Origin of the sequence: Arenimonas caeni (genome assembly GCF_003024235.1) — a bacterium.
Taxonomy (GTDB): Bacteria; Pseudomonadota; Gammaproteobacteria; order Xanthomonadales; family Xanthomonadaceae; genus Arenimonas; species Arenimonas caeni.
Genome location: NZ_KZ679084.1, coordinates 512,971 through 537,289, shown reverse-complemented (window position 1 = coordinate 537,289; position 24,319 = coordinate 512,971). Strand labels below are relative to the sequence as shown.

Below are 24,319 nucleotides of genomic sequence, written 5' to 3'. Positions count from 1 at the left end.
ACGTTACCGAGGAATCCCGCCCGATGATCCGTCGCTCCCTGCTGTCCCTGGCCCTGCTGGCCACCATGACCGCCTGCGCCGCCGATGCCCCGGCCGGCAGCGCCGATGCTTCGCCGGCGCCGGCCACGGCCGCCGCGCCGACGGCGGCGCCTGCCGGCGCCGCGGTGGGTGACGAAGCCATCCGCACGGCGCTGCAGGCGCTGGTGCCGGGCCTGGAGATCGGCGCGATCGCCGATTCGCCCATCCCGGGCTATCGCCAGGTGGCCCTGGGCGCGCGCGTGGTCTACGTGTCCGAAGACGCCCGCCTGCTGCTGCAGGGCAGCGTGATCGAAATCGCCAGCCGCGAAAGCCTCACCGGCCTGGCCGAGGCCGCGCTGCGCAGGGACATGCTGGCCGGCGTCGGCGACGACAGCCGCATCACCTTCGCCGCCGCCCAGCCGAAACACGTGGTCACCGTGTTCACCGACATCGACTGCGGCTACTGCCGGCGCATGCACAGCGAGATCGCCGAGTACAACCGCCTCGGCATCACCGTGAACTACCTGTTCTACCCGCGCGCCGGCATCGGCTCGGAGTCCTACCAGAAGGCGGTGAACGTCTGGTGCTCGGCCGACCGCCAGAAGGCGCTCACCGACGCCAAGGCCGGCAAGGACCTGCCCGAGGCCAACTGCACCAGCCCGGTCACCCGCGACTACGACCTGGGCCGCCGCGTCGGCCTGGACGGCACCCCGGCCATCTACGCCGCCGACGGCACCCAGCTTGGCGGCTACGTGCCCCCGGCGGAAATGCTGGCGCGCCTGGAGGAACTGGCCGGCAAGCAGGCCCGCTGAGCCGCCCGGCCGGGCCCCGGGTCCGGCCTTGGGTTAGAATTGGCGGCTCGCTTCCCTTGGGAACCATCCGGACATGATCGTCCTCGAGGGCCTGCCGGCCCTGTCGCCCTTCCGGCTTGAACGTCTCCAGTCCCGTCTCCGGCAGGTCGTGCCCGGGGTCAGCCTCACCGGTGCCTGGTTCACCTACTTCATCGAGCCCGAGGCCGGTGCGTCGCCCGACACCGCCACGCTCGGCCGCCTGCTCGAGGGTTGCGTGTCCTTCGAGGCGCCGGCCGACGGCGCCGCCACCCGCTTCGTGGTGCCGCGCCTGGGCACCCAGTCGCCCTGGGCCAGCAAGGCCACCGAGATCCTGCGCGGTGCCGGCCTGGCGGTGAGGCGCGTCGAGCGCGGCACCCGGATCGACCTGGCCGGCCTGCCGCCGGAAGGCGACCCGCGCTGGCCGAAGCTCGCCGCCGCGCTGCACGACCCCATGACCCAGTCGCTGCTGTCGGCCCGCGAGCAGGCCGCCGCGCTGTTCACCGCCGGCGCGCCGGGCCCGGTCGGCCGCATCCCGCTCGACGGCCTCGAGGACGCCAACGCGCGCCTCGGCCTGGCGCTGTCCGACGACGAAGTCGACTACCTGCGCCGCCGCTACACCGAGCTTGGCCGCGATCCGTCCGACGCCGAGCTGATGATGTTCGCGCAGGCCAACTCCGAGCACTGCCGGCACAAGATCTTCAACGCCGACTGGACCATCGACGGCGAGCCGCAGCCGCTGTCGCTGTTCCGCATGATCAAGAACACGCACGCGCGCAGCCCGCAGCTCACGCTCAGTGCGTACAAGGACAACGCCGCGGTGGTCGAGGGCCATCCGGGCGCGCGCTTCCGGCCCGAGCCCGGCAGCGGCGAATACGGCCACGGCGCGCCGATGGATTCGGCCTTCGCGATCAAGGTCGAAACCCACAACCACCCCACCGCCATCTCGCCCTTCCCGGGCGCCGCAACCGGCGCCGGCGGCGAGATCCGCGACGAGGGCGCGACCGGCCGCGGCGGCAAGCCCAAGGCCGGCCTGACCGGCTTCACCGTTTCGCACCTGCGCATCCCGTCGCTGCCGCGGCCCTGGGAGAACGAGCGCCCGCTCAACCCGCGCATGGCCCCGGCGCTGGAAATCATGACCGACGGCCCGATCGGCGCCGCCGCGTTCAACAACGAGTTCGGCCGGCCGGCCCTGGCCGGCTATTTCCGCAGCTTCGAACTGCCCACCGGCGAGCCGGGCCTGGTGCGCGGCTACGACAAGCCGATCATGCTGGCCGGCGGCCTGGGCGCGATCGACCCGGGCCAGGTGGCCAAGCTCAACCTGCGCCCCGGCGACGCCGTGGTGGTGCTGGGTGGCCCGGCGATGCTGATCGGCCTGGGCGGCGGTGCCGCCTCGTCGGTGGCCTCGGGCCAGAGCTCCGAGGACCTCGACTTCGCCTCGGTGCAGCGCGACAACCCCGAGATGCAGCGCCGCTGCCAGGAAGTGATCGACCGCTGCTTCGCCCAGGGCGAGCGCAACCCGATCCTCACCGCCCACGACGTGGGCGCCGGCGGCTTGTCCAACGCCATCCCCGAGCTGCTGCACGACTCCAACGTCGGCGGCGTGATCGAGATGGCGAAGATCCCCAGCGACGATCCTTCGCTCTCGCCGATGCAGCTGTGGTCGAACGAAGCCCAGGAGCGCTACGTGCTGGGCGTCGCCGCCGACCGCGTGGCCGACTTCGAGGCCATCTGCCGGCGCGAGCGCGCCGTGTTCGCCGTGGTCGGCCACGCCACCGCCGAGGAGCGCCTGGTGCTGGTGGCGCCGGACGGCAGCAAGCCGATCGACCTGCCGATGGACGTGCTGTTCGGCAACTCGCCGAAGATGCACCGCGACACCCAGCGCCTGCCGGCCCCGCGCTGGCCGCGCCTGGACACCGCCGCGCTCGACCTGCGCGAGGCCGGCCTGCGCGTGATGGCGCACCCGACCGTGGCGTCCAAGAACTTCCTGGTCACCATCGGCGACCGCACCGTGGGCGGCCTGTGCTCGCGCGACCAGATGGTCGGCCCCTGGCAGCTGCCGCTGTCCGACGTCGCCATCACGCTCACCGACTTCAACGGCGTGGCGGGCGAGGCGATGGCCGTGGGCGAGCGCACGCCGCTGGCCCTGCTCGACGCCGCCGCCTCGGCGCGCATGGCCGTGGGCGAGGCCATCACCAACCTGGCCGCCGCCCCGGTGGCCTCGCTGGCGGAAGTGAAGCTGTCGGCCAACTGGATGGCCGCGGCCTCGCACCCGGGCGAAGACGCCGCGCTGTTCGACGCGGTCAGGGCCGTGGGCATGGAACTGTGCCCCGAGCTCGACCTGTCGATCCCGGTGGGCAAGGACTCGCTGTCGATGCAGGCGCAGTGGACCGCGCCGGAAGGCCCGCAGAAGGTGGTCTCGCCGGTGTCGCTGGTGGTCAGCGCCTTCGCCCGCGTGGCCGACGCGCGCCGGCAGCTGCTGCCGGTGCTCGACCGCAGCGCCGAATCGGAGATCTGGCTGATCGGCCTCGGCGCCGGCCAGCGCCGCATGGGCGGTTCGATCCTGGCCCAGGTGCACGGCACTTTCGGTGGCGCCTGCCCCGACCTCGACGAGCCGGAGCGCCTGCGCGCCTTCTTCGACCTCATCCAGGCCGCGCGCGCCGACGACCTGCTGATGGCCTACCACGACCGCTCCGACGGCGGCGCCTTCGCGGCGCTGTGCGAGATGGCCTTCGCCGGCCACTGCGGCCTCGAGCTCAACCTCGAAGGCTGGGGCGACGACGCCTTTGCGGCCCTGTTCAACGAGGAACTGGGCGCGGTGGTGCAGATCGCCACCGAGGACCGCGCGGCCTTCGCCGACCTGGTCAACCGCCACGACCTGACCCACTGCGCGCAGCGCATCGGCAAGCCCACCACCGCGCCGGTGGTGCGGGTGAGCGAAGGCCGCGACGTGCTGGCCGAGTGGAGCTGGCAGGAGCTGTTCGAGGCCTGGTGGTCGGTGACCCACGCCATCCAGGCCCGCCGCGACGACCCGGCCGGCGCCGATGCTGAGCGCGCCGCGCGCCTGGACTTCGCCGACCCGGGCCTGTCGCCGAAGCTCACGTTCGAGCCGGCCGACGACATCGCCGCACCTTACATCCACACCGGCGTGCGCCCGAAGGTGGCGATCCTGCGCGAGCAGGGCGTCAACGGCCAGGTGGAGATGGCGGCGGCCTTCGACCGCGCCGGCTTCACCGCCGTCGACGTGCACATGACCGACCTCATCGACGGCCGGCACCGGCTCGAGGACTTCAAGGGCCTGGCCGCCTGCGGCGGCTTCAGCTACGGCGACGTGCTGGGCGCGGGCCGCGGCTGGGCCACGTCCATCCTCGAGCGCCCGGCGCTGCGCGAGCAGTTCGCGCGCTTCTTCGAGCGCGAAGACAGCTTCAGCCTCGGCGTGTGCAACGGCTGCCAGATGTTCGCCCAGCTCAAGGGCCTGGTGCCCGGCGCCGAACACTGGCCGCGCTTCCTGCGCAACCGCAGCGAGCAGTACGAAGCCCGCCTGGCGCTGGTGGAGGTGCAGGACTCGCCCTCGATCCTGCTGGCCGGCATGGCCGGCTCGCGCATCCCGGTGGTGGTGGCGCACGGCGAAGGACAGGCCCGCTTCGACCAGCCCGGCCACGCCGCGCAGGCCGCGGTGGCGCTGCGCTTCGTCGACAACACCGGCGCGGTCACCGAGGCCTACCCGGCCAACCCGAACGGTTCGCCCGAGGGCATCACCGGCCTGACCAGCCGCGACGGCCGCGCCACGCTGATGATGCCGCACCCCGAGCGCGTCTTCCGCAGCCTGCAGATGAGCTGGCACCCGGGCTGGGGCGAGGATTCGCCCTGGATGCGGATGTTCCGCAACGCCCGCGCCTGGGTCGGCTGAGCCGCCCGGACGCAGGATCCCGACGAAGCCCCGCCTTGCGCGGGGCTTCGTTTTCCCGGCGCCGGCTCAGTCGAAGTCGGCGTCGAGCACGATGCGGTAGCGCGCCTTGCCGGCGCGCAGGTGGTCGATCGCCTCGTTCACCTTCGACATCGGGAAGTGTTCGGTCTGAGGCAGCACCTGGTGCCGGGCCGCGAAGCCGAGCATGGCGTCGATTGCGCCGCGCGAGCCGGTGGGCGAGCCCGAGACCGACTTCTGGCCCATGATCAGCGAGAAGGCGCCGAGCCTGATCGGCTCGAGCACCGCGCCGACCACGTGCAGCCGGCCGCCCGGCGCCAGCGCGGCCAGCAGGCCGTCCCAGTCGAGCGACACGTTCACCGTGTCGATGATCAGGTCGAAGCGCCCGGCCAGCGCCGCCAGTGCCTCGGCATCGCCGGTGGACACCACGTGGTGGGCGCCGAAGGCGCGCGCCTGCTCGGCCTTGGACGCGCTGGTGGTGAAGGCGGTGACCTCGCAGCCCCAGGCCTTGCAGAACTTCAGAGCCATGTGGCCCAGGCCGCCGATGCCCACCACGGCCACGCGTGCGGTCGGCTTGATGTCGAACTCGCGCAGCGGCGCGAACACCGTGATGCCGCCGCACAGCAACGGGCCGGCCTCGCGCGGGTCCAGACCCTCGGGCAGGGGCAGGGCCCAGACCCAGTGCGCGCGCACGCGCTCGGCGAAGGCGCCGTGGCGGCCGGCGAGGGTGGGCTGCAGCGTGTTGCACAGGTGCTGCTGGCCGCCCAGGCAGGGGTCGCAGTGCAGGCAGCTGCCGGCGTTCCAGCCCAGGCCCACGCGCTGGCCGATGGCCACGCCCTTGGCCTGCGGGCCCATCGCCACCACCCGGCCCACGGCCTCGTGGCCGGGCACGAACGGGTAGGCGGTGAAGCCCCACTCGTTGTCGAGCATCGACAGGTCGGAGTGGCAGATGCCGCAGTGCTCGACGGCGATCTCGACCTCCTCGGCGCCCAGCGGGCCGGGGTCGTACTCGAAGGCTTCCAGCGGGGCACCGGCTTTCGGTGCGGCCCAGGCGCGAATGCGGTTCATCGGAATTCCTCTCTCTGGTGCGTAGGGGGATGCCCGAAACATTACGCCCATGGCCGTGAAAGCCATGACTCAATCGCGCTCACGCCGACAGCGCCGCTGTGCAGGATCCTTCGATCGTTTTGGCCGGGACGGGAAGCCGCCTATCCTGCCCGCCAACACCAGACCGGTCCTTCCCCCATGCGCCTGTTGCCCGTCCTGCTGCTCTGCCTCCTGTCCTTCGGCGCCAGCGCCAGCGCCGGCGTGCCGCTGCCCGAAGCCGGCGTGGTCTGGGACGAGCGCGACCCGTCCGCGTTCGCCCTGCACCCCGGACCGGGTGACAACGCGAGGTTCCGGCGTGGCCTGAACGCCGCGATCCGCAAGGACCCGAACAACAGCGTCGCCCTGCTGCACCGCGCCTACCTGCTGCATGCCAGCGGCGACATCGAAGAGGGCGACCGCGACTTCCAGCGCGTGCTGGCGCTGACCGGGGCCGATCCGGTCAACCAGCGCCGTGCGCTCTGGTCGCTTGGCTGGAGCGCCTATAACCGCGGGCTGGCGGCCGACGCGGTCGGCTACTGGCGGCAGGCCGCCGAGGCCCATGGTGGCCGTCCGTCCTGGTACCCCTACACCCTGGCCGTGGGCCTGTGGGCGCAGGGAGAGCGCGGGGCGGCCCTGGCCTGGTACGACGCCGCCGCGCGCAGCCAGGCCGACTGGACCAGCAGCGAGGGCGTGGCGTCGCGCACCCGGCACTGGCGCGAGCCGGAGCGGCAGGCCATCGGGGCGCTGTTCGAGGCCTGGTCGAAGGCTGCCGTCGCGCCGGCGGGCTGAACCCGCACGCGGGCGAGACCTGCTAAATTCCGGGCTCCCCGTGACGGAGTCGCCCGTGGCCGCGGCCATCCAGGAAACCAGCGAAAACGCCGACCAGCGCATCGCCGCGGCGCTGGCCGCGCGCGGCCGCCTCAAGGACGCCGACCTGGCGCGGGCCCAGCGCCTGCACGCCGAGGCCGGCGGCTCGCTGGCGGCGCTGCTGGTGCGGCTGGGCATGGTGTCCGAGCGCGACATGGCCGAGGCCGCCGCCGAAGTGATGGGCCTGCCGCTGGTCGCGGCCAAGGATTGCCCGGAGGCGCCGCCGCCCGGCGTGCAGCTGTCGCTTCGCTTCCTCAAGCAGGTCTCCGCCTGCCCGGTGGGCGAGGGCGCCGGCCATGTCGACCTGCTCGTGGCCGACCCCCAGGATCCCTACGCCGCCGAGGCCGTGGCGCTGGCCACCGGCCGCGCGGTGCGGGTGAAGGTGGGCCTGCGCGCCGAGATCGCCGACCTGATCGAGCGCTACTACGGCTCGGGCCGCTCGGCCATGGGCGCCATCGTAGAGAACCTGGGCGACGAGTCGGCCGGCGACGAGGCCGACGTCGAGCAACTGCGCGACCTCGCCTCCGAGGCGCCGGTCATCCGCCTGGTGAACCTGGTGATCCAGCGCGCGGTCGAGCTGCGCGCCTCCGACATCCACATCGAACCCTTCGAGAACCGCCTGAAGGTGCGCTACCGCGTCGACGGCGTGCTCGAGGAAGCCGAGTCGCCGCCGGCCAACCTCACCGCGGCGGTGATCTCGCGCATCAAGATCATGGCCAAGCTCAACATCGCCGAGCGCCGGCTGCCGCAGGACGGCCGCATCATGGTGCGCGTGCAGGGCAAGGAGCTCGACCTGCGCGTGAGCACGGTGCCGACCGCGCACGGCGAGTCGGTGGTGATGCGCCTGCTCGACCGCGAGTCGGTGGTGCTCGACTTCAAGGCCCTGGGTTTCACCGACGAATTCCTCGGGCGCTTCAACAAGGTGCTCGAGCAGCCGCACGGCATCCTGCTGGTCACCGGCCCGACCGGTTCGGGCAAGACCACCACGCTCTACGCCGCGCTCAGCCAGCTCAACACGCCCGACGTGAAGATCATCACCGTCGAGGACCCGGTTGAATACCAGATCGAGGGCATCAACCAGATCCAGGCCAAGCCGCAGATCGGCCTCGACTTCGCCCAGGCCCTGCGCAGCATCGTGCGCCAGGACCCGGACATCATCATGATCGGCGAGATGCGCGACCTGGAAACCGCGCGCATCGCCATCCAGTCGGCGCTCACCGGCCACCTGGTGCTGTCGACCCTGCACACCAACAACGCCGCCGGCGGCATCACCCGCCTGCTCGACATGGGCGTGGAGGACTACCTGCTCACCTCGACGGTGAACGGCATCCTGGCCCAGCGCCTGGTGCGCCGCATCGAGCCCACGCACGCCGAACGCTACGAGGCGCTGCCGGAGGTGATCGAGGAATTCGGCCTGCGCCGCTTCCAGCCCGAAGGCCCGATCCACCTTTACCGCCCGAAGCCCTCGACGCTCACGCCGACCGGCTACCTCGGCCGCACCACCATCATGGAATTCCTGGTGATCGACGACGAGCTGCGCCGCCTGGTGATGCAGCACGCCGGCATGGGCGAGATCGAGGAGGCCGCGCGCGCCCGCGGCATGCGCACCATGTACGAGGACGGCCTGGCCAAGGCCCTGCAGGGCCTGACCACCATCGAGGAAGTCCTGCGCGTCACGCAGGAAGCCTGAGCCGATGGCGCTGTTCCGCTACAAGGCGCTGTCCACCGCCGGCGAAACGCTCGAAGGCCAGATGGAGGCCGGCAGCGCCGACGAAGTGGTGGTGCGCCTGCAGGAACAGGGCCACCTGCCGGTGGAGGCGCGCCGCGCCGACGAGGCCGGCGGCGGCGCCAGCCTGTCGGGCCTGATGCGCCGGCGCGAGCTCGACGAGGCGCAGGTGCTGCAGTTCACCCAGCAGCTGGCCACCCTGCTCGGCGCCGGCCAGCCGCTCGACCGCGCGCTCGGCATCCTGCTTGAACTGCCCGACACCGTGCAGGCCCGGCGCGTGATCGAACGCGTCCGCGAGGCGGTGCGCGGCGGCGCGCCGCTGTCGACCGCGCTCGAGCAGCAGCACGGCCTGTTTCCGCGCCTGTACGTGAACCTGGTGCGCGCCGGCGAGGCCGGCGGCAACGTGCACGAGGCCCTGCGCCGGCTGGCCGACTACCTCGAGCGCAGCGCCAGACTGCGCGGCCGGGTGGTGAACGCGCTGATCTACCCGGTCATCCTGGTGGTGATGATCATCGTCTCGGTCGGTTTCCTGATGGCGGTGGTGGTGCCGCAGTTCCAGCAGCTGTTCGACAGCCTCAACGCCGAGCTGCCCTGGTATTCGAAGGTGGTGCTCGAACTGGGCCTGTTCACCCGCGACTGGTGGTGGCTGGTGCTGGCGGCGATGGTCGCGGCCGGCCTGCTGCTGGCGGCGCGCCTGCGCCAGCCCGAGGCGCGGCGCGCGCTCGACGCGCGGCTGCTGCGCCTGCGTTTCGCCGGCGACCTCGTGGCCCGGCTCGACACCGCCCGCCTGGCGCGTACGCTCGGCACCCTGGTGCGCAACGGCGTGCCCCTGCTCACCGCGCTCAACCTCTCGCGCCCGGTGCTCGGCAACCGCGTGCTCGCCGAGGCCATCGACGTCGCCGCCGAGGAGGTCAAGACCGGCAGCGGCCTGGGCCACGCGCTCGGGCGGCGCAAGGTGTTCCCGCGCCTGGCCGTGCAGATGGTGCAGGTGGGCGAGGAGTCGGGTGAACTCGATACCATGCTGCTCAAGGTGGCCGACACCTTCGACCAGGAAACCGCCAATGCGCTCGACCGGCTGATGGCGGCGCTGGTGCCGGCCCTGACAGTGCTGATGACCGCGGTGGTCGCGGTGATCATCCTCTCGGTGCTGCTGCCGATCTACGACCTGACCAACTCCATAGGCTGAACCATGCGTCGAATCCCCGCTTCCCCCCGCCGCGTGCGCGGCATGAGCCTGATCGAGATCATCATCGTGATCGTGCTGATCGGCGGCGTGCTGGCCATCGTCGGCAGCCGCGTGCTGGGCGGCCGCGACCGCGCCAACGTCGGCCTCACCAACACCCAGCTGATCACCCTGGCCGGCAAGGTCGACCAGTTCCAGATGGACACCGGGCGCCTGCCCGAGTCGCTCGACCAGCTGGTCAGCGCCAGCGGAATGCCCAACTGGCTCGGCCCCTACGCCAAGTCCGAGGAGCTGCGCGACCCTTGGGGCAACCCGATCCAGTACCGCCGCCCCGGCACCGAAGGCCCGTACGAGCTGGTGAGTCTGGGCGCCGACGGCCAGGCCGGCGGCGAAAGCGTCAACGCGGACATCCGCAAGCCCTGACCGGGCCTGCGCCGCCGCCATGAACCGCGCGCGCGGCCTGTCGCTGCTGGAACTGCTGGTGGTGGTGGCGCTCATCGCCACGCTCGCCGGCCTCGGCGCGATGGTGGTCGGGCGCGCGCTGCCGGGCCAGCAGCTGCGCGGGGCCGCGCGCGAACTGGCCGCGGAGCTGCGCTTCACCCGCGCCCAGGCCATCGCCACCGGCAGCGAGCAGGTGTTCCGGCTCGATGTCGACAGCCGGCGCTGGGATGCCGCCGGCAAGCGCAGCGGCGAGCTGCCCGCCGGCATCGAGATCATCGCCACCAGCGCCCGCCAGGAGCAGCCGGCGCAGCGCGAGGCGGCGGTGCGGTTCTTTCCCGAAGGCGCCGCCACCGGTGCGCGCTTCGTGCTCCGGCGCGACGATGCCGACTGGCGCGTGGACGTGGCCTGGCTCACCGGCGAGGTCACGCTCGCGCGCGGCGAGGGCACGCCATGAGGCGGCAGCGCGGCTTCAGCCTGATCGAGGTGATCGTGGCCTTCGTGCTGCTGGCCACGGCCATGGGCATCCTGCTGGCCATCCTCGGCGGCGGCCTCGCGCAGGTGCGCCAGGCCGGCCAGGCCAGCGAAGCCACGCTGTACGCGCAGTCCCTGCTGGCCGACGTGGGCGTGCTCGAACCGATCCGTCCCGGCATCCGACGCGGCGAGCTCGAGAACGGGCGCTACCGTTGGACGCTCGAGGTGAGCGAGGTGCCCGACCCGCTGCCGCCGCCGGAGCCGGCAGTGGGCCTGGAACCGGTTGAGACGGTGGGCCTGCAGCGGCCGGGTGAACCCGTGCTCTACCTGCTGCAGCTGGACGTGGCCTGGGGCGAAGGCGAGGCGGCGCGCAGCCTGCGCTTCTCCAGCCTGCGCGCGCGCCTGCCCGAGGCGGCCGGGCCATGAACCGGGCGCGCGGTTTCAGCCTGCTCGAGGTGCTGGTGGCCAGCGTGCTGCTGGCGGCCGGCATGGCGCTGGCGTTCGCGGCGCTGAGCAATGCCTCGAAGGCGACCGTGGCGGCCGAGGCCGAGGCCGCGCGCACCGAGCGGCTGCGCGCGGTGCAGGGTTTCCTGCGCCGGCAGCTCGAGGGTGCGCTGGCGCTGCCGATGGAGCCGCAGTCGCCGGGGCAGGAGGATGTCGTCTTCGAGGCGTCGGCCGAGCGCCTGCGCCTGGTCGCGCCGATGCCGGGCTACCTCTCGCGCGGCGGCCCGCACGTGCAGACCTTCAGCCTCGTGCGCGGTCCGCAGGGCCTGCGCCTGGAGTTCCAGCACGAGCTGCTCGGCCCGGAGGGCCCGCTGGAGAACGAGCGCCCGCCGCAGGTGCTGCTCGACGGCATCGCCGAGGCGGCGTTCGCGGTGCGCGGACTCGACGAACTGGGCGAGCCGGGCGAGTGGCAGTCGCAGTGGCAGGACACCAGCCGCGTGCCGCGCCTGGTTCGCCTGCGGCTGCGCTTGCTCGAGCCGCGCGCGCGCTGGCCGGAGCTGCTGGTGGCGCCGCGGCTGGGGCAGGCGCCGCTGCCGGGCCAGGACGGTCCGGGGGACGTGCGATGAAGCGCGGCGATCGTGGCGCGGCCCTGCTGCTGGTGATCTGGCTGCTGCTGCTCCTGTCCGGGCTGGTGGCGATGTTCGCCTTCACCAGCCGCATCGAGGGCCTGCAGGCCAGCGCGGTGCGCACGCGGCTGGCGGGCCAGTTGGCGGCCGAGGCGGGCATCGAACTTGCCGCGCTGCGCCTGGCCGAAGCCGACCCGGCCTTGCGCTGGTTCCCGGATGGCCGGCCCTATCTGTTCGAGTTCGCGGGCCACCGGGTCGAGGTGCGGGTGACCGACGAAGGCGCCAAGCTCGACCTCAATGCCGCGGACGCCGGCCTGCTGGCCGGACTCATGCGCGCGCTGGCCTTTCCCGAAGAGCGCGCCATCCAGCTTTCCGGCGCGATCCAGGACTGGCGCGACCCCGACGGACTGCTGGCGCTGGCCGGCGGCGCCGAGGACCGCGAGTACGCCGCGGCCGGCCTCGAGTACGGTGCCAAGGACGCCCCCTTCGTAGTGGTGTCCGAACTGCAGCAGGTGCTGGGCATGGACGAGCAGGCCTACCGCGAGCTGGCGCCGCACGTGACGGTCCACACCGCGATGCCGAGTCCGCGCAGCGACTTCGCACCCGAACCGGTGCTGCAGGCTTTGGGCATGGCGCCGGCCGACGCCGCCGCCTGGGCAGCCGCGCGCGCGGCCTGGCTGCCGGGTGCGCCACCACCGCTCGGGCCGGACGGGCAGCCGCTCGCCGTCGCCGGGTCCGGCACGTATAGTGTGGCGAGCCGGGCCGTCCGGGACGATGGGCTGGCGGTCGAAGTCACCGCGGTCGTGCGCATCGGCGCAACGGCGAACTTCGGCCAGCTCTACGCACCGCTGGCCTGGCGGGTAGGGGAACCCGACTGATGCCTGCTGTCGAGCAACTGACAAGCCTGCTGGAAACGCTGCGCCTGCACCTGGCGCGCACGCCCGTGCCCGGCTGGTCGCGCAAGGTCGCCGAGGCCTGGCGCGCCTCGCTGCCGCCGGCCCTGAGGCCGCTGTTCCAGGCCGACGCCGGCCACCTGCGGTTGCGCCGCGACCGTGACCAGCTGCAGGTGTCGGTGACGGGCAACGACGGTGAGCGTGCGCTGGGCGAACTGCCGCTGTCGGCCGCCGAAGTCCTGGCCTCGCGCCTCGAGGGGCAGCGCACGCGCGCCTGGCTGGTGCTGCCGGCCGCCGCGGTGCTGCGGCGCACCCTGGCCCTGCCGGCTGCCGCGCTGCCGCGCCTGCGCGACGTGCTCGCGCACGAGATCGACCGGCAGACCCCTTTCACGCCCGAGCAGGTCAGCTACGAGGGGCGCGTGCTGTCCCGCCCCGCGGTCGGGCTGCCGGTGCCGGTGGAGTTGGTGGTGCTGCCGCGCGCGCGCCTGGATTCGGAGCTGCAGGCGCTCGGGCCGCTGGCTGCCCAGCTCGCCGGCGTCGACGTGGCCGATGCCGAAGGCCGGGCCCTGGGCCTGAACCTGCTGCCGCCGGCGCAGCGCCCGCGCCGCCGCGATCCGGTGCGACGCCTGAACGGCCTGCTGGCCGCGGTCGCCGCGGTCGCCCTGCTGCTGGCCATGGGCCTGGTCCTGCACAACCGCGCCAGCGCGCTCGAGGCCCTGCGCGCCGACGTCGAGGCCGCCACCGCCGAGGTGCGGCAGGCGCGCGTGGCGCGCAACCAGCTGGTGGCCAAGACCGCGGCCGCGAACTTCCTGGCCACGCGCCGGGCCAGCAGCCCGACCATGCTCGAGGTCCTCGATGACCTCACCCGACGCATCCCCGACGACACCGCGATCGACAAGCTCAACATCGCCGACGGCAAGCTCCTGCTGGTGGGCCAGAGCCGCGCCGCGCCGGCGCTGGTGGGCCTGCTGCAGGCTTCGCCCCTGCTCGAGGAGCCGGCGCTGTCGGGCGCCGTGCAGGCCGATCCGCGCACCGGCCGGGACCGTTTCACCCTGGTGGCGCGCGTGCTGGGGCAGTCCGGCGAGGACGACAAATGAAGCCGGCCCTCGAACGCGCCCGCTGGCTGCTGCTGGGCCTGGCCGCCCTGGCCCTGGCCTACCTGGTGCTGGTGCACTGGTGGTTCACGGCGCCGATGCTGGCCATGGGCGACGAGATCCAGCGCCTGCGCGATGAACAACTGGCCCTGCGCATGGAGATCGCCCAGCGCCCGCTGCTCGAGCGCGAGCTGGCGCGGGTGCGCGAGTTCGAAGCCGGGAACGCCGGCTTCCTGCCCGAGGGCAACCGCCAGCTCGCCACCGCCGCGCTGGTGCAGCGGCTCGAGTCGGTGGTCGAGGCCGCCAGCCCGCAGCCGGGACGCTGCCAGATCACCGCCCGCACGCCCAACGAGGGCCGCATCGACGAGCCCTTCGTGCGCGCCACCGTGCAGGTGCGCCTGCGCTGCGGCATGACCGAACTTGGCGCGGTGCTGCACGCGTTGGAGAGCGACAGCCCGCAGCTGTTCATCGACAACCTCGACCTGCTCTCGCGCACGGCCTACCTGGGCACCGGCCGCGAGGGCGGCATGATGGACGTCAGCTTCGACCTCTACGGCTACCTGGCGACGCCTTCGGGGGTGCCCGGTGCTTGAGTCCCTGCGCCCCGGCAACGTGCTCCTGGCCGCCCTGGCCGCGTGGGCGCTCGGCCTGCTGGTGCTGGCGCTGTCCGGCCTGGGCGCCAACTTCGGCCCGCACCCGGACAATCCGGCCCTGGCGCCGCCGGTGCCGCAGGTGGAGCTGTCGGAAGTCGGCGCGCGCCTGGGTCCCTTGTCGGCCTATGACGAGCTCAGCCGGCGCCCCCTGCTCAACGCCGATCGCCGCGCCGCGGACGGTGGAGATGCCGCCGGGGGCGACGCGCCGATGGACCTGGAGCTGACTGGCGTACTGATGGCCGGCGATTTCCAGGCGGCGCTGCTGCAGTCGCCCGACCGCCAGCGCAGCGAGCGCGTGCGCGTCGGCGAGCTCGTGGCGGGCACCGGCTGGCGGCTGGTGTCGCTGGCCCCGCGCAGCGCCGAATTCGAAGGCCCGCAGGGCCGGCGCACGCTCGAACTCCGCCTGTACGACGGCAGCGCCGATGGTGCCGCCGCCCCGGCCGCAAGGCCGGCCGCCGCAGCGCCGGCGCCGGAAGGCGCGCCGGCCGCCGCTGCGGCGACCCCGCCCAATGCCGACGCGCCGGCCGGCGAGGACGACCAGGTCCAGGCGATCCGCCGGCGCATCGAAGCCCGGCGCGAGCAGCTGCGCGAGGAAGCCGCCCGCCGGAATGCCCAGAAGGTAGAGTAGCCGCATGATGTCCATCCACCGCCCCCTGCTTGTCCTCGCGCCGGCCCTGCTGGTCATCCTGGCCGGCTGCGCCTCGGTCCCGTCGCCGGTGGTGCAGCGTGGCGCCGACCCGCTTGCCGCCCAGCCGGTGATCAGCCGCGAGGCGACCGGCGGTTCCGACGACGGGCAGGAAGGCATCGAGACCGACCAGGCGCCCGTCGCCGGCGCCGTGCTGACCCCGGGCACGGGCACGGTCATCAACGAGCGCGTCGCGGCCACGCCGCCGCCCTCGCTGGACATGCCCGGCGAGGCCACCTTCAACTTCGAGGGCGAGCCGGTGCACGCCGTGGTGAAGGTGATCCTCGGCGACCTGCTGCAGCAGAACTACGTCATCGCGCCCGGCGTGCAGGGCCAGGTGACGCTCGCCACGCCGCGCCCGGTGAACGCCGCGCAGGCGCTTGGCCTGCTGGAGATGGTGCTGGGCTGGAACAACGCCCGCCTGGTCTGGCTCGACGGCCGCTACAACGTGCTGCCCACCGAGCAGGCGCTGCCGGGTAACCTTTCGCCGCGCACCGGCGGCGTGGCCAACGCCCGCGGCTACGAGGTGCGCGCGGTGCCGCTGCGCTACATCTCCGCCGCCGAGATGAAGAAGCTGCTCGAACCCTACGCGCGGCCCAACGCCGTGGTCAGCACCGACAGCTCGCGCAACCTGATCGTGCTCGCCGGCACCCGCGCCGAGCTGCAGAACTACCTGCGCACGGTCGAGATCTTCGACGTCGACTGGCTGGCCGGTATGTCGGTGGGCGTCTATCCGCTGATGTCGTCCGAGGCCGAGGCGGTGGTGTCCGACCTCGAGTCGGTGTTCGGCGACGAAGGCCAGACGCCGGTGGCCGGCATGTTCCGCTTCATGCCGCTGCAGGGCCAGAACGCGGTGCTGGTGATCACGCCGCAGCCGCGCTACCTGCGCGAGGTGCAGGCCTGGATCGAACGCCTGGACGCCGGCGGCGGCGAGGGCGCGCGCCTGTACACCTACGAAGTGCTCTACATGAAGGCCGTGGACCTGGCCGAGCAGCTCAACCAGGTGTTCGGTGGCGTCGGCCCGTCCCCGGCGGGCGCCGGTGGCGGCGCTCCCTCGCTGATGCCCGGCCTGGAGCCGGTGCAGATCCGCTCGATCGATACCCCGGCGCCGGATGCCGCCGATCCCAAGGCGCGCGCGGCGGCCGCGGGCCGGGCCGGCGCTGGCGCCGGCGACGCGGCCGGCGGCGTGTCCATCGGCAGCGCCGACGGCGTGTCGGTGAGCGCGGTGGAGGAAAGTAATGCGCTGCTGGTGCGCGCGACGCCGGGCCAGTGGGAGTCGATCCGCCGCACCATCGAGCGCCTGGACACGATGCCGCTGCAGGTGCACATCGAGGCGCAGGTGGTGGAGGTGCAGCTCAACGGCCAGCTCAGCTACGGCGTGAACTGGTTCTTCGAGAACGCGGTGGCCGACGAGGGCCTGCCCTCGGCGGTGGGCCGCCCGATCTGGGGCGACCTCTCGGGCGCGGTGGGCGAGGGCGGGCTGTCGTGGACCTTCCTGGGCCGCAACGCCGCCGCGGTGATCTCGGCGCTCGACAGCTATTCCGACGTGCGCGTGCTCTCGACGCCGTCGGTGGTGGTGCGCAACAACGCCGAGGCCAAGCTCGACGTGGGCACCAAGATCCCGGTCAACTCGACCAGCTTCAACCCGATCATCGGCGACGGCAGCGGCGGTGGCACCGGCACCTTCACCCAGGTGCAGTACCTCGACACCGGCGTCATCCTCACGGTCACGCCGCGCATCAGCCGCGACGGCACGGTGTTCATGGAGATCGAGCAGGAGGTCAGCTCGCCCGGCGATTCCGCCGACGCCAACGGCAACCTGCCGATCAACAAGCGCAAGCTCACCACCGAGGCGGCCGTGCAGAGCGGCGAGACGGTGATGCTGGCCGGCCTGATTTCCGACAGCACCCTGCAGGGCAGCGACGGCCTGCCGGGCCTGAGCCGGCTGCCGGTGGTGGGCGGGCTGTTCGGCAAGAAGACCCAGGACAAGCTGCGCACCGAGGTGATCATCCTGGTCACGCCGCGCGTGGTTCGCGATCCGAACGAGGCGCGCAAGCTCACCGATGAATACGGCGAGCGCTTCCGCGCCCTCGAGCCCCTGCGCCGGGGCGACGACGCGCGCTGACATGGCCCGCGCCGAGCCCAGGCCGGGCGTCGCGGGGCCGCTGCCCACCGTCGTCGTCACCATCCACAACGCGCTCGAGGCGCTCGACGCCTGCCTGGCCTCGCTCGAGCGCACGCTGCCGCCGGGCACCCGCGTGCTGCTGGCCGATGATGCGTCCACCGACCAGCGCATCAACCCGATGGCGCGCGGCTGGTGCTACCGCAGCGCGCTCGATGCCCGCTACGTGCGGCGCGATCTGAACATGGGCTACCCGGCCAACTGCAACGCGGCCTTCGCCGAGACCGGCGAGGCCGACGTGGTGCTGCTCGACTCCGACACGGTGGTCACGCCCGGCTGGCTGCAGCAGCTGGCCCGCTGCGCCGGGGCCGACGCGCGCATCGCCACCATCACCCCGTGGTCGAACAACGCCGAAACCTGCAGCTTCCCGCGCCCGGGCGAGCCCAACCCGGCGCCCGAGCATCCGGACGTGCTGGCCGAGGCGGCGGCGATGTCGGCGCCGGCATGGCCGGAGCTGCCGGCCGCGGCGGGCTTTTGCATGTACGTGCGGCGCGCGGCGCTGCGCCAGCTGGGTGGCTTCGATGCGGCGACGTTCGGGGTCGGCGGCGGCGAACAGGACGACTTCAGCCTGCGCGCGGCGGCGATGGGCTGGCGCAACGTGCTGTGCGACACGGCCTACGTGGTGCACCACGGCGGCGCATCGTTCGGCCCGCTCGAGCTGCCGGCCGAAGGCGGCAACCTCGAGCGGCTGCTGGCACGCTGGCCCCTCTACCACGAGCAGGTGGCGCGGTTCCTGCTCGACGATCCGCTGCGTGCGCATCGCGCGCGGCTGCAGGAAAACCTCGAACTGCTGGCGCGCTCGGGACCGCAGCGCGACCTGTTCGGCTAGCATCCGCCCATGTCCGACAAACCGCTACCGCCGCTAACCGGCGAGCAATCCGCCGCGCCCGGCCCGGGCGGCGTGCCCGACCACGGCGCGCGCGACATCGGCGTGGTGGTGGTGGCCCATGCCAGCGCGGGCACGATCGAGCGCTGCCTGTCGGCGCTGCTGTCGGCGCGCGACGTGGCGCGGGTGGTGGTGGTCGACAATGCCTCGCCGGACGACACGGTGGCCATCGTCGAGCGCCTGGCCCGCCGCGATCCGCGCCTGGGCCTGGCGCGGAACCCGGACAACCGGGGCTTCGCCGCGGCCTGCAACCAGGGCGCGACGGCCATCGCCCAGCCCTGGGTCGCGTTCGTCAATCCCGACGCCTTCGTCAGCCGCGACACGTTGGCGCGCCTGGTCGACTGCGCCATCGCGCGCCCCGGCGCCGGCCTGCTCGGCGTGGAGCAGCGCGACGAGCACGGCGTCGCCGACCCGGCCTCGCGCCGCGCCGACCCGTCGCTGCGCGAGCAGCTGCTTTCGTTCGGCAAGCGCGACAGCCTGTACCTGGGCCGCGACCCGAACCAGGACGTGCAGCCCGTGGATGCGGTCTCCGGCGCGCTGATGCTGCTGCCCTCGGTGCTGTTCGTGCGCCTGGGCGGCTTCGACGAGGGCTACCGGCTGCACGCTGAAGACCTGGATCTGTGCCGCCGGGTCCGCCAGGCCGGCTACGAGGTGGTGGTGGCCAACCACCTCGCCGTGACCCACCTGCGCGGCGTCTCCAGCCGCCGCCGCCCGGCTTGGGTCGAGCTGCAGAAGCACCGGGGCCTGTGGCGCTACTTCCGCAAGTTCGAAGCCGCCGAAACCCCGGCCCTGCTGCAGCCGATCCTCTGGCTCGCCCTCTGGGCCCATTTCGGCCTCGTCCTCGCCCGCCAGCGCCTCCGGCGCCTGCGCTGACCCCGCGGCCCCTCTGTAGGAGCGCCTGAAGGCTCCTACGGCGATGTTCGGAGGAGGGCTGAAATGACTGCCCCCTCGCGGGGAGGGGGCAGGGGGGCTTACTTGAGGGCCTTGAACCGGATCCGGTGGGGCTGGGCGCCCTCAGCGCCGAGGCGGCGCTTCTTGTCTTCTTCGTACTCGCGGTAGTTGCCCATGAAGAACTCCACGTGCGAGTCGCCCTCGAAGGCCAGGATGTGCGTCGCGATGCGGTCGAGGAACCAGCGGTCGTGGGAGATCACGAAGGCGTTGCCCGGGAACTCGAGCAGGGCGTCTTCCAGCGCGCGCAGGGTTTCGATGTCCAGGTCGTTCGACGGCTCGTCGAGCAGCAGCACGTTGCCGCCCTGCAGCAGCGTCTTGGCCAGGTGCAGGCGGCCGCGTTCACCGCCCGACAGCGTGCCGACCAGCTTCTGCTGGTCCTGGCCCTTGAAGTTGAAGCGGCCGATGTAGGCGCGCGACTGGATCTCGATGCCGTTGATGTTGAGGATGTCGGCGCCGCCGGACACTTCCTGGAACACGTTGTGGTTGCCCTCGAGCTTGTCGCGGCTCTGGTCCACGTAGGCCAGCTTGACCGTCGGGCCGAGCTCGATCGAACCCGAGTCCGGCTTCTCCTGGCCCGTGATCATCTTGAACAGCGTCGACTTGCCGGCGCCGTTCGGGCCGATGATGCCGACGATGGCGCCGGCCGGCACCGTGAAGCTCAGGTCGTCGATCAGAAGGCGGTCGCCAAACTTCTTCGAGACGTTCTTGAACTCGATCACCTTGCTGCCGAGGCGCTCGCCCGGCGGGATGAAGATCTCGTTGGTCTCGTTGCGCTTCTGGTAGTCGACCGCCTGCAGCTCCTCGATGCGGGCCAGGCGCGCCTTGCCCTTGGAGCGGCCGCCCTTGGCGTTCTGGCGGGCCCACTCGAGTTCCTTCTGGATGGCCTTCTGGCGGGCCTTCTCCTGGTTCTCTTCCTGCTTGAGGCGCTCGTCCTTCTGGCGCAGCCACTCGGTGTAGTTGCCCTTCCACGGGATGCCGCGGCCGCGGTCGAGCTCGAGGATCCACTCGGCGGCGTTGTCGAGGAAGTAGCGGTCGTGGGTGACCGCCACCACGGTGCCCGGATAGCGCTGCAGGAACTGCTCGAGCCACTCCACCGACTCGGCGTCGAGGTGGTTGGTGGGTTCGTCGAGCAGCAGCATGTCGGGCTTGCTCAGCAGCAGGCGGCACAGGGCCACGCGGCGCTTCTCGCCGCCCGAGAGGTTGCCGATCTTCGCGTCCCAGGGCGGCAGGCGCAGGGCGTCGGCGGCCACTTCGAGCTGCTGCTCGAGGGTGTGGGCGTCGCCCGAGGCCAGGATCGCCTCCAGGCGCTCCTGTTCCTTGGCCAGCGCGTCGAAGTCGGCGTTCTCTTCGGCGTAGGCGGCGTAGACCTCGTCCAGGCGCGCCTGCGCCTGCATGATCTCGCCCACGCCTTCCTCCACCGCCTCGCGCACGGTGTGCTCGGGGTTGAGCCTGGGCTCCTGCTCGAGGTAGCCGATCTTGATGCCCGGCTGCGGGCGCGCCTCGCCAGTGAAGTCGGTGTCGACGCCGGCCATGATGCGCAGCACCGTCGACTTGCCGGCGCCGTTGAGGCCGAGCAGGCCGATCTTGGCGCCCGGGAAGAAGGACAGCGAGATGTCCTTGATGATCTGGCGCTTCGGCGGCACGGTCTTGCTGACGCCGATCATGGTGTAGATGTATTGCGACATGGGCTACTCGTTTCCGGGGCGCCGTGCTCGGGCACGGGCGGGGGTGGGGCCTGCCCCGGGGAGGGGCGGCCGGTCGGTTTTCGTCGAATCCGCCATTATCGCCGAAAAGCGGTACCAGGTTCATTTTCTCCCCCGCTGGGACAGGTCGGCTGGCCGGGCTGTCCCAGCGGGGGAGAAAATGAACCTGGTACCGGCCGGCTGGCTGCAAACCCCCGCCGGGGCTACAATTTCGGCCTCGAAAGCCCCACAGGAAGCGCCCCCGATGTTTGCCAAGGACATGCAGATCGCCGGTTACGACGAGGACCTCGCCCAGGCCATTGCCGAGGAAACCCGCCGCCAGGAGGACCACGTCGAGCTGATCGCTTCCGAGAACTACGCCAGCCCGCGCGTGCTCGAGGCCCAGGGCAGCGTGCTCACCAACAAGTACGCCGAGGGTTACCCCGGCAAGCGCTACTACGGCGGCTGCGAGTACGTGGACATCGCCGAGAAGCTGGCGATCGACCGCGTCAAGCAGCTGTTCGGCGCCGACTACGCCAACGTCCAGCCGCACTCGGGCTCGTCGGCCAACATCGCCGTCTACATGGCCCTGCTGCAGCCGGGCGACACCGTGCTGGGCATGAGCCTGGCCCACGGTGGCCACCTGACCCACGGCGCCAAGGTCAACTTCAGCGGCAAGATCTACAACGCCGTGCAGTACGGCGTGGACGAGAACGGCCTTATCGACTACGACGAGGTCCAGCGCCTCGCCACCGAGCACAAGCCGAAGATGCTGGTCGCCGGCTTCAGCGCCTACTCGCAGGTGGTGGACTGGGCGCGCATGGCCGCGATCGCGAAGTCGGTCGGAGCCTGGTTCTTCGTGGACATGGCGCACGTGGCCGGGCTGGTGGCCGCGGGCCTGTACCCGAACCCGGTGCCGCACGCCGACGTGGTCACCTCCACCACCCACAAGACCCTGCGCGGTCCGCGCGGCGGCATCATCCTCGCGAAGGCCAACGAGGAGCTGGAGAAGAAGCTCCAGTCGCTGGTGTTCCCGGGGACCCAGGGCGGCCCGCTGATGCACGTGATCGCCGCCAAGGCGGTGGCCTTCAAGGAGGCGCTCGAGCCTTCGTTCAAGGACTACCAGGCCCAGGTCATCAAGAACGCCCAGGCCATGGCGAAGGCGATCATGGCGCGCGGCTACAAGATCGTCTCCGGCGGCACCGAGAACCACCTGATGCTGATCGACCTGATCGGCCGCGACGTCACCGGCAAGGACGCGGAGGCCGCGCTTGGCGCCGCCCACATCACGGTGAACAAGAACTCGGTGCCGGGCGACCCGCGCTCGCCCTTCGTCACCTCGGGCCTGCGCATCGGCACCCCGGCCGTCACCACCCGCGGCTACAGGGAGCCCGAGTGCGTGGCCCTGGCCAACTGGATCTGCGACGTGCTCGACGCGCCCACCGACGCGAACGTGATCGCCGGCGTGCGTGAAAACGTCACGAAGCAGTGCCGCGCCTTCCCGGTGTACGGCTGACGGGGCGCGGATGCACTGCCCCTTCTGCCAGCACGAGGACACCCGCGTGATCGACTCGCGCGTGTCCGACGACGGCAGCACCATCCGCAGGCGTCGCGAGTGCGAGGCCTGCGGCGAGCGCTTCAACACGTTCGAGACGGCCGAGCTCAAGCTGCCGGCCATCGTCAAGAGCGACGGCCGCCGCGAAGCCTTCGACGAGCGCAAGCTGCGCGTGAGCTTCGACCGTGCGCTGCAAAAGCGCCCGGTCTCGGCCGAGCAGATCGACGGCGCCGTGCGCGCGGTCATCCACGCCCTGCGCCTGAGCGGCGAGCGCGAGCTGCCCTCGCTGCGGGTGGGCGAGTTCGTGATGGCCGAACTCAAGAAGCTCGACCAGGTGGCCTACGTGCGCTTCGCCTCGGTGTACCGGAAGTTCGAGGACGTGCAGGCCTTCCGCGAGGAGATCGAGCGGCTCGAGCGCGACCTGCCGGGCCTGGAGGGCCTGCAGCTGCCGCTTCTCGAGGGTTCGGGCGACAAGGCGCGCAAGTGAGCGCGGCGGTGATCCGGCCCCTGGCCGACGCCCCCGGCCTCGCGCCGATGCTGGCCGCCTGGCACCACGCGCACTGGGGCCACTTCTACGATCCGGCCGACTGGAGCCTGCAGGCGGCCACCGACGAGCTGCGCGACCACGCCACCCGGTGCGGCCGCCCGACCACGCTGGTGGCCTTCGAAGGCGACGAGCCGGCGGGCTCGGTGAGCCTGGTGGACGAGGACGCGCCGGAGTTCAACGGCGTCGGCGACGCCTGGCTGGCCAGCCTGTTCGTGCGCCCGGCCTCGCGCGGCCGCGGCATCGGCAAGGCGCTGGTGCGTGAATGCGTGGCGCTGGCCGCGCGCGAGGGCGTGTCGCGGCTGTGGCTGTTCACGCCCGAGCACGTCGGTTTCTACGCCGCGCTGGGCTGGCGCGACCTGGGCGCCGCCCACCTGCGCGGGCACGCCGTGCACCTGATGGACATCATTCCGGCATGAGTGGCTTTTCCGCCCACGACCACGCGCACATGGCGCGCGCCCTGCAGCTGGCCGAACGCGGTGCGTTCACCGCGCGGCCCAACCCGATGGTCGGCTGCGTCATCGCCGACGGCCGCCGCGTGCTGGGCGAGGGCTGGCACGAACGCGCCGGCGAACCGCATGCCGAGGCGATGGCGCTGCGCGCCGCCGGTGGCCGGGCCGCCGGCGCCACCGCCTACGTCACGCTCGAGCCCTGCGCCCACCACGGCCGCACGCCGCCCTGCGCCGATGCGTTGGTGGCCGCGGGCGTGACCCGCGTGGTCGCGGCCTGCCGCGATCCCTTCCACCAGGTGGCGGGGCAGGGCTTCGCCAAGCTCGAGGCGGCCGGCGTGGCGGTCGAGTTCGGGCTGATGGAGGCCGCCGCGCGCCACCTCAACCGCGGTTTCTTCTCGCGCATCGAGCGCGGCCGGCCCTGGGTGCGGGTGAAGCTGGGCATGAGCCTGGACGGCCGCACGGCGCTGGAGGACGGCACGTCCAAGTGGATCACCTCCGAGGCCTCGCGCGCCGACGTCATGCGCTGGCGCGCGCGTTCGGGCGCGATCATGACCGGCATCGGCACGGTGCTGGCCGACGACCCGCGGCTCACGGTGCGCCTGGAATCCGGCGAAACCTTCATCCCGCCGCTGCGCGTGGTGCTGGACGAGCGCGGCCGGCTGCCGGCCGGCGCCGGCCTGCTCACCGACGGCGCCGCGCCGACGGTGGCGGTTCACGGCGAAGACATGGTCCCCGACTACGGCGACGAGGTGGATGCGTTCGCCGTGCGCCGCACCGGGGCGGGCCTGGACCTGGGCGCGGTGCTTGCGCAGCTCGGCCAGCGCGGCGTGAACGAACTGCAGGTCGAAGCCGGCGCCACGCTTTCGGGCGCGCTGGTGGCCGCCGGCCTGGTCGACGAACTGCTGCTCTACGTCGCGCCCGTGCTGCTGGGCGAGCGCGGCCGGCCCCTGCTGGCCGGCGTGACCCCGGCCTCGATGGCCGGGCGCCTGGGCCTGCGCCTGCTCGATACCCGCCAGATCGGCCCCGACCTGCGCCTCCTGCTCGCCCCCTGAACGGTTCGTTGCGGCGGGTTGCCCGGTGGCCCCGGGCGGGGCGGGTAGAATGGTGGGTCCCCGGCGCTGGCCGGAC

22 protein-coding genes are annotated in these 24,319 nt (G+C 72.4%); 20 read left to right on the top strand and 2 right to left on the bottom strand.

The genetic code is table 11. From position 1 onward, the window contains the following. Positions 1 to 23: 23 nt before the first annotated feature. Both C6N40_RS02570 and purL read left to right on the top strand, forming a co-directional pair. Positions 24 to 830 carry a thioredoxin fold domain-containing protein gene (locus C6N40_RS02570; RefSeq protein WP_106989429.1) on the top strand — a complete coding sequence of 269 codons (807 nt, stop codon included), beginning with the start codon at positions 24 to 26 and terminating at the stop codon, positions 828 to 830. A gap of 73 nt (positions 831 to 903) precedes the next feature. Then, entirely contained in the window at positions 904 to 4,755 is a 3,852-nt protein-coding gene (purL, locus tag C6N40_RS02565; RefSeq protein WP_106989428.1) for a phosphoribosylformylglycinamidine synthase, read from the top strand. Positions 4,756 to 4,821: 66 nt separating this feature from the next. Here the strand turns inward: purL and ahr are convergent, their stop codons facing one another. Further along, positions 4,822 to 5,838 (bottom strand): NADPH-dependent aldehyde reductase Ahr, encoded by a 1,017-nt coding sequence (ahr, locus tag C6N40_RS02560; protein WP_106989427.1) that lies wholly within the window; start codon positions 5,836 to 5,838, stop codon positions 4,822 to 4,824. Positions 5,839 to 6,015: 177 nt separating this feature from the next. Between ahr and C6N40_RS02555 the strand changes: the two genes are divergently transcribed. Genes C6N40_RS02555 through C6N40_RS02490 form a run of 14 tightly spaced genes read left to right on the top strand, consistent with a single transcriptional unit; the run spans position 6,016 to position 18,880 of the window. After that, the gene (locus C6N40_RS02555) at positions 6,016 to 6,645 is read left to right on the top strand and encodes a tetratricopeptide repeat protein (protein WP_106989426.1); all 630 of its coding nucleotides are present in this window, start codon (positions 6,016 to 6,018) and stop codon (positions 6,643 to 6,645) included. A 55-nt stretch (positions 6,646 to 6,700) separates the two neighbouring features. Continuing rightward, positions 6,701 to 8,413: a type II secretion system ATPase GspE gene (gspE, locus tag C6N40_RS02550; RefSeq protein ID WP_106989477.1), complete on the top strand. Its 1,713-nt coding sequence runs from the start codon at positions 6,701 to 6,703 to the stop codon at positions 8,411 to 8,413. 4 nt (positions 8,414 to 8,417) lie between these two features. Next, positions 8,418 to 9,635, top strand: a complete 1,218-nt coding sequence (locus tag C6N40_RS02545; protein ID WP_106989425.1) for a type II secretion system F family protein — start codon at positions 8,418 to 8,420, stop codon at positions 9,633 to 9,635. A 3-nt stretch (positions 9,636 to 9,638) separates the two neighbouring features. After that, entirely contained in the window at positions 9,639 to 10,055 is a 417-nt protein-coding gene (gspG, locus tag C6N40_RS02540; RefSeq protein WP_240183422.1) for a type II secretion system major pseudopilin GspG, read from the top strand. A gap of 19 nt (positions 10,056 to 10,074) precedes the next feature. Beyond that, the gene (xpsH, locus tag C6N40_RS02535; protein ID WP_106989423.1) at positions 10,075 to 10,527 is read left to right on the top strand and encodes a type II secretion system protein XpsH; all 453 of its coding nucleotides are present in this window, start codon (positions 10,075 to 10,077) and stop codon (positions 10,525 to 10,527) included. Beyond that, entirely contained in the window at positions 10,524 to 10,970 is a 447-nt protein-coding gene (locus C6N40_RS02530) for a type IV pilus modification PilV family protein (protein ID WP_106989422.1), read from the top strand. The genes xpsH and C6N40_RS02530 overlap by 4 nt, the downstream gene beginning before the upstream one ends. Further along, complete coding sequence (locus tag C6N40_RS02525; RefSeq protein ID WP_106989421.1) at positions 10,967 to 11,614, top strand: prepilin-type N-terminal cleavage/methylation domain-containing protein; 648 nt, start codon at positions 10,967 to 10,969, stop codon at positions 11,612 to 11,614. The genes C6N40_RS02530 and C6N40_RS02525 overlap by 4 nt, the downstream gene beginning before the upstream one ends. Further along, positions 11,611 to 12,492 carry a type II secretion system minor pseudopilin gene (locus C6N40_RS02520; protein WP_106989420.1) on the top strand — a complete coding sequence of 294 codons (882 nt, stop codon included), beginning with the start codon at positions 11,611 to 11,613 and terminating at the stop codon, positions 12,490 to 12,492. The genes C6N40_RS02525 and C6N40_RS02520 overlap by 4 nt, the downstream gene beginning before the upstream one ends. Next, positions 12,492 to 13,604 (top strand): PilN domain-containing protein, encoded by a 1,113-nt coding sequence (locus tag C6N40_RS02515; protein ID WP_106989419.1) that lies wholly within the window; start codon positions 12,492 to 12,494, stop codon positions 13,602 to 13,604. The genes C6N40_RS02520 and C6N40_RS02515 overlap by 1 nt, the downstream gene beginning before the upstream one ends. Beyond that, positions 13,601 to 14,194: a type II secretion system protein GspM gene (gene gspM, locus C6N40_RS02510; RefSeq protein WP_106989418.1), complete on the top strand. Its 594-nt coding sequence runs from the start codon at positions 13,601 to 13,603 to the stop codon at positions 14,192 to 14,194. The genes C6N40_RS02515 and gspM overlap by 4 nt, the downstream gene beginning before the upstream one ends. Then, positions 14,187 to 14,882, top strand: coding sequence for a hypothetical protein (locus tag C6N40_RS02505; protein WP_106989417.1), 696 nt, complete (start codon positions 14,187 to 14,189; stop codon positions 14,880 to 14,882). The genes gspM and C6N40_RS02505 overlap by 8 nt, the downstream gene beginning before the upstream one ends. Positions 14,883 to 14,886: 4 nt before the next feature. Beyond that, a complete protein-coding gene (gene gspD / locus C6N40_RS02500; RefSeq protein WP_106989416.1) occupies positions 14,887 to 17,064 on the top strand; it encodes a type II secretion system secretin GspD in 2,178 nt (725 codons plus the stop codon). A gap of 1 nt (position 17,065) precedes the next feature. After that, positions 17,066 to 17,950: a glycosyltransferase family 2 protein gene (locus tag C6N40_RS02495; RefSeq protein ID WP_162782038.1), complete on the top strand. Its 885-nt coding sequence runs from the start codon at positions 17,066 to 17,068 to the stop codon at positions 17,948 to 17,950. Between the two features lie 9 nt (positions 17,951 to 17,959). Next, entirely contained in the window at positions 17,960 to 18,880 is a 921-nt protein-coding gene (locus C6N40_RS02490; RefSeq protein ID WP_106989414.1) for a glycosyltransferase, read from the top strand. Positions 18,881 to 18,978: 98 nt separating this feature from the next. Here C6N40_RS02490 and ettA read toward each other — a convergent pair whose 3' ends face one another. Then, entirely contained in the window at positions 18,979 to 20,643 is a 1,665-nt protein-coding gene (ettA, locus tag C6N40_RS02485) for an energy-dependent translational throttle protein EttA (protein ID WP_106989413.1), read from the bottom strand. A gap of 262 nt (positions 20,644 to 20,905) precedes the next feature. On the opposite strand from ettA, the gene glyA reads away from it, so the two are divergent. From glyA to ribD, 4 genes are read left to right on the top strand one after another with little or no spacing between them, the layout of a single operon-like run. After that, positions 20,906 to 22,156, top strand: a complete 1,251-nt coding sequence (glyA, locus tag C6N40_RS02480) for a serine hydroxymethyltransferase (RefSeq protein ID WP_106989412.1) — start codon at positions 20,906 to 20,908, stop codon at positions 22,154 to 22,156. Positions 22,157 to 22,166: 10 nt separating this feature from the next. Continuing rightward, positions 22,167 to 22,682 carry a transcriptional regulator NrdR gene (nrdR, locus tag C6N40_RS02475; RefSeq protein ID WP_106989411.1) on the top strand — a complete coding sequence of 172 codons (516 nt, stop codon included), beginning with the start codon at positions 22,167 to 22,169 and terminating at the stop codon, positions 22,680 to 22,682. Then, positions 22,679 to 23,158: a GNAT family N-acetyltransferase gene (locus C6N40_RS02470; RefSeq protein WP_106989410.1), complete on the top strand. Its 480-nt coding sequence runs from the start codon at positions 22,679 to 22,681 to the stop codon at positions 23,156 to 23,158. Before nrdR ends, C6N40_RS02470 begins: the two co-directional genes overlap by 4 nt. Beyond that, entirely contained in the window at positions 23,155 to 24,243 is a 1,089-nt protein-coding gene (ribD, locus tag C6N40_RS02465; RefSeq protein WP_106989409.1) for a bifunctional diaminohydroxyphosphoribosylaminopyrimidine deaminase/5-amino-6-(5-phosphoribosylamino)uracil reductase RibD, read from the top strand. The genes C6N40_RS02470 and ribD overlap by 4 nt, the downstream gene beginning before the upstream one ends. Positions 24,244 to 24,319 lie beyond the last annotated feature (76 nt).